3 protein-coding genes, 4 tRNA genes and 1 other RNA gene are annotated in these 4,537 nt (G+C 45.1%); 7 read left to right on the top strand and 1 reads right to left on the bottom strand.

The window, feature by feature from the left end:
- Positions 1-128 precede the first annotated feature (128 nt).
- Both murB and birA read left to right on the top strand, forming a co-directional pair.
- A complete protein-coding gene (gene murB / locus DCH402_RS19200) occupies positions 129-1,166 on the top strand; it encodes a UDP-N-acetylmuramate dehydrogenase (protein WP_040002874.1) in 1,038 nt (345 codons plus the stop codon).
- The gene (gene birA, locus DCH402_RS19195) at positions 1,163-2,122 is read left to right on the top strand and encodes a bifunctional biotin--[acetyl-CoA-carboxylase] ligase/biotin operon repressor BirA (RefSeq protein ID WP_040002873.1); all 960 of its coding nucleotides are present in this window, start codon (positions 1,163-1,165) and stop codon (positions 2,120-2,122) included. Before murB ends, birA begins: the two co-directional genes overlap by 4 nt.
- A 31-nt stretch (positions 2,123-2,153) precedes the next feature.
- On the opposite strand, the gene coaA is transcribed toward birA, so the two are convergent.
- Entirely contained in the window at positions 2,154-3,104 is a 951-nt protein-coding gene (gene coaA, locus DCH402_RS19190) for a type I pantothenate kinase (protein WP_040002872.1), read from the bottom strand.
- Positions 3,105-3,791: 687 nt separating this feature from the next.
- Here coaA and DCH402_RS19185 point away from each other — a divergent pair.
- The 5 genes from DCH402_RS19185 to DCH402_RS19170 all read left to right on the top strand — a co-directional run bounded on the left by DCH402_RS19185 (position 3,792) and on the right by DCH402_RS19170 (position 4,430).
- Positions 3,792-3,867 (top strand) — tRNA-Thr (locus tag DCH402_RS19185).
- 17 nt (positions 3,868-3,884) lie between these two features.
- A tRNA-Tyr gene (locus tag DCH402_RS19180) sits at positions 3,885-3,969 on the top strand.
- 42 nt (positions 3,970-4,011) lie between these two features.
- Positions 4,012-4,135, top strand: a non-coding RNA gene (locus DCH402_RS21770) — RtT sRNA.
- Positions 4,136-4,270: 135 nt separating this feature from the next.
- A tRNA-Gly gene (locus DCH402_RS19175) sits at positions 4,271-4,345 on the top strand.
- A 9-nt stretch (positions 4,346-4,354) separates the two neighbouring features.
- A tRNA-Thr gene (locus DCH402_RS19170) sits at positions 4,355-4,430 on the top strand.
- Positions 4,431-4,537: the final 107 nt, after the last annotated feature.

The raw sequence follows: 4,537 nt of genomic DNA, 5'->3' as shown, positions 1-4,537 counted from the left end.
CCATGGTCTCTCCTGCGGTGGCGGCATGTCGCGGCCGCGACAATCGCTTTTTTGCGGATAAAACACCCCTCAATAATTGCTCAGGATCAGTTAGACTATGCCTAACTGTTTACTGGGTATTGACCACCATGACGAGTTCTGTCACATCTCTAAAAGCGTTTAATTCTTTCTCCTTATCGGTTTCTGCGACAGACATTGTAACTATCGCAGATACAACCGAGTTGCTGGCTGCGTGGCAGCGTGCCTATCAGAGCGGATTACCGATTCTGATACTCGGGGAAGGGAGCAATGTACTCTTTCTTGACGATTTTCACGGCATAATACTCATTAACCGGCTCAAGGGGATTGAGGTCAAGGAGACCGAATCTGAGTGGATGCTCCACGTGGGTGCTGGTGAAAATTGGCATAATTTAGTTGAGTATACGCTGGAGCATCGTATTTCCGGTCTGGAGAATCTGGCCTTAATTCCAGGATGTGTCGGGTCCGCACCTATTCAAAATATTGGTGCTTATGGTATGGATTTAAAAAGAGTCTGTGCCTATGTTGATCTGCTAAATTTGGAAACCGGTGAGGTAACACGGCTGAGTGCTAAAGAGTGCCGGTTTGATTACCGGGATAGTATTTTCAAGCATGAATATCAGTATGGATTTGCCATTATTGCTGTAGGGCTGAGTTTATCAAAAGATTGGAAGCCAATTTTGGAATATGGTGAGCTTACCCGTATTGATCCCGCAACAGCTACGGCAAAACAAGTGTTTGAGGCTGTCTGCCAGATGAGGCGCAGTAAATTGCCCGATCCTACCGTAATGGGTAATGCTGGAAGTTTTTTCAAGAATCCGGTTATCCCAGCAACTATTGCTGAGCACATTTTGGCTCACTATCCGAATGCACCCCATTACCCTCAGCCAAATGGTGATGTAAAACTAGCTGCTGGCTGGCTGATTGATCAATGTGGCTTAAAAGGACATCAGATTGGTCAGGCTGCAGTGCATGATAAACAGGCTCTTGTTCTGGTAAATAAAGGTGATGCGACTAGTCATGATTTGATTGAGCTGGCCCGCTATGTCAGAAATCAAGTTGCAATGAAATTCGATGTTTGGCTTGAACCGGAAGTACGCTTTATTTCTGCTCAGGGAGAGGTTAATGCGGTGGAGGTTCTGTCATGAAAGATTATACCGTCCCGCTGAAACTAATCTCTATTCTCTCGAGTGGTGAGTTCTATTCGGGCGAGTATCTTGGCGAACTGATGGGGATGAGCCGTGCTGCCATCAATAAACATGTTCAGACCATTAAAGAGTGGGGGTTGGATGTATATACGGTAACAGGGAAAGGCTATGCGCTTTCTTCGCCTATTCAATTGCTCGATGCAGATAAAATCCGCTCGGAAATACCAGATGGCAATATAGCTGTTTTGCCCGTTATTGATTCTACTAATCAATATCTGTTGGACCGTCTCGACTCGATATCGTCAGGTGATGCCTGTATCGCCGAATATCAGCAGGCAGGTCGAGGCCGTCGTGGGCGCCAATGGTTTTCTCCCTTTGGTAGTAATCTGTATTTATCGCTGTACTGGCGTCTGGAGCAAGGCCCTGCCGCGGCGGTTGGTGTTAGCTTGGTGATTGGTATCATCATGGCTGAGGTTTTACACCAACTGGGAGCCGAAGGCGTCCGTGTTAAATGGCCGAATGACCTGTATCTGAATGACAAAAAACTGGCAGGTATTCTTGTCGAGCTAAATGGTCGTACGGGAGATGCTGCACATCTGGTTATTGGTGCGGGCATTAATTTACGTATGAACTCTTCAGGTTCAAATGTGATCAATCAAGGATGGATTAATTTACAAGACGCAGGGATAGATATTGATCGCAATATGCTGGCTGTGAAACTCATTACCGAGTTATGCACAGCATTAACTGTTTATGAACAGCAAGGTTTAACACCGTTCATTTCTCGCTGGAGCTCGTTAGATAATTTTTATAATCGGGAAGTAAAATTAATTGTTGGTAATAGAGAAATTATCGGCGTTGATAAAGGAATTGACCGTCAGGGTGCATTGTTGCTGGAAAAGGATGGTGAAATTCAACCTTATATCGGTGGCGAAATTTCCTTGCGTGGATGGTAAATAATAGAGGGGTGTTATCCCCCCCTTCTGTTTATTTCCTTAAACGAACACATTCGACGGCATGATTTGCACTTTTTGTCATAATAAGACTGGCTCGTTCACGAGTTGGCAATATATTCTGTTTTAGGTTCAGTCCATTAATCTCTGACCATAACTGTGAGGCGATATTAACGGCTTCAGTTTCTGCCAGCTTCGCGTAATTGTGGAAATATGAATCCGGATTAGTAAATGCACCTTCTCTGAATTTCAGAAAGCGATTGATATACCAGCTTTTTAACAGGTCTTCAGGCGCATCGACGTAAATAGAGAAATCCACAAAATCCGATACGAAAACGCGATGAGGATCATGAGGATAATCCATCCCACTCTGTAGAACATTCAATCCTTCTAGGATCAGAATGTCTGGTTGCTCTATGACTTTGTTGCAGTCAGGCACAATGTCATAGGTTAAGTGCGAGTAAGTAGGCGCGGTAACACAGGGAACGCCGGATTTTATTTCCGAAACGAATTTCACCAGACTATGCATATCGTAAGACTGTGGAAATCCTTTTTTCTTCATCAGATTTCTCTGTTGCAATATTTTATTGGGATGAAGAAAACCATCGGTGGTAATGAGTTCAACTTTTCGATGCTCCGGCCAGCGGCTAAGTAATGCTTGTAGTACACGGGCCGTAGTACTTTTGCCGACGGCAACACTGCCGGCAATACCGATGATATAAGGGATTTTTTGACCGTCGGTCCCCAGAAACTGCTCCAGTACGGCCTGACGTCGTAAGTTGGAACTGATATAGAAATTTAGCAACCGGGATAATGGCAGATAAATCTCTGCAACTTCATCCAAAGACAAATCTTCGTTAATGCCTTTGAGTTTGATTATTTCATCTTCAGTCAGGGTCAATGGTACCGAGTCACGCAGGTTGGCCCATTGCTGGCGATTGAAATGAAGATAAGGCGTTGCAAAAGATTGCGCTTTATTAGTCATATAATGTGTTTCTGCTTGACGCTACCAGTAAGGAAGGGAGACAGCCAGGTTTCAGTACATGAACCCAAAACGCCGGGAGGCTGGACAGGTAACAGCCACAGCATCCTTTCCTGATAATAATTTATCGTCCAGTGGGCAGGTTACCACCATGAGGGTCAGAAAAAGAAGCAAAAATCTGTATCAGCCCTGATAGCTGTGATGTAGGCGTCAGGATAAATATTTGTTACGGGCAGGCATGCTATTCGTTTCATGGTACTGGTTATGTATAGATAAGTTATTGTTGCAGCGTTATGAACGGTATCCATCAGCCTGGATATGCTAATGACCATAGCTTTTGGCGGTGTCGACATGTGAACTCTTTCATCCAGTCGAAGCCAATCGTTACTGAGGGAGTAAATGTTTTTATGCGTAGGGACGTTGCAACGGTGCGGCATCACTACTTTACTTTGGCGGTCATCAGAGTTGTAGAAAATGTGGTGCTGATGGTTCGTGGCAGGTCGCTACTAATGCAGTAAGAATCATATCCCAGAGGGCTTTGAACCCGTTTTCTGGCGTTTATTTGCACGAATGATTGGCGGTAATGTGAAATAGCATCCCTTTTTGTGCAAAATCTAAGCGATAGCGCATTTTTGGCAATTTTTTTGTTGCATAGACAAGCCCCTCTGCCTAGAATGCGCAGCACTTGATGCCGGCTTAGCTCAGTAGGTAGAGCAACTGACTTGTAATCAGTAGGTCGCCAGTTCGATTCCGGCAGCCGGCACCATCAAGTACATACAATCAGGTGGGGTTCCCGAGCGGCCAAAGGGAGCAGACTGTAAATCTGCCGTCACAGACTTCGAAGGTTCGAATCCTTCCCCCACCACCAAATTAAAGTCGTAAAAAACGACTGAACCAATGTGATGAGTAACATATATCACATTGGGGAAGGTGAGAACCTTCAAGAAGGTTCGAGTCGAGCAACGCGAGACAACGTGCGTAGCGCGGCCCGAAAGGTGAGGAGCAAAGCGACGAATAATCCTTCCCCACCACCAAATTCAATCCTGGCGACAGGATGCAATCGATGCGGTATGAAATACTAAAATCGTATCGAAAAAAGCAAGGTAACAATATAAATTGTACCTTGCTTTAATGTTCTACAGAGAAATCAGGTAGCCGAGTTCCAGGATGCGGGCATCGTATAATGGCTATTACCTCAGCCTTCCAAGCTGATGATGTGGGTTCGATTCCCACTGCCCGCTCCAACTAGATGTGCTGATATAGCTCAGTTGGTAGAGCGCACCCTTGGTAAGGGTGAGGTCGGCAGTTCGAATCTGCCTATCAGCACCACTTCTTTATTTTCCTCCTGATCTTCTTTCTGTTAAAAGCTCAGCAAGTAATTGCTTGGTTGATGTGGTGATACCACCGATTTATCCGTGTCTTAGAGGGACAATCGA

It is taken from the genome of Dickeya chrysanthemi NCPPB 402, from assembly GCF_000406105.1.
Taxonomy (GTDB): Bacteria; Pseudomonadota; Gammaproteobacteria; order Enterobacterales; family Enterobacteriaceae; genus Dickeya; species Dickeya chrysanthemi.
This window is presented reverse-complemented; position numbering and strand designations above follow the sequence as displayed.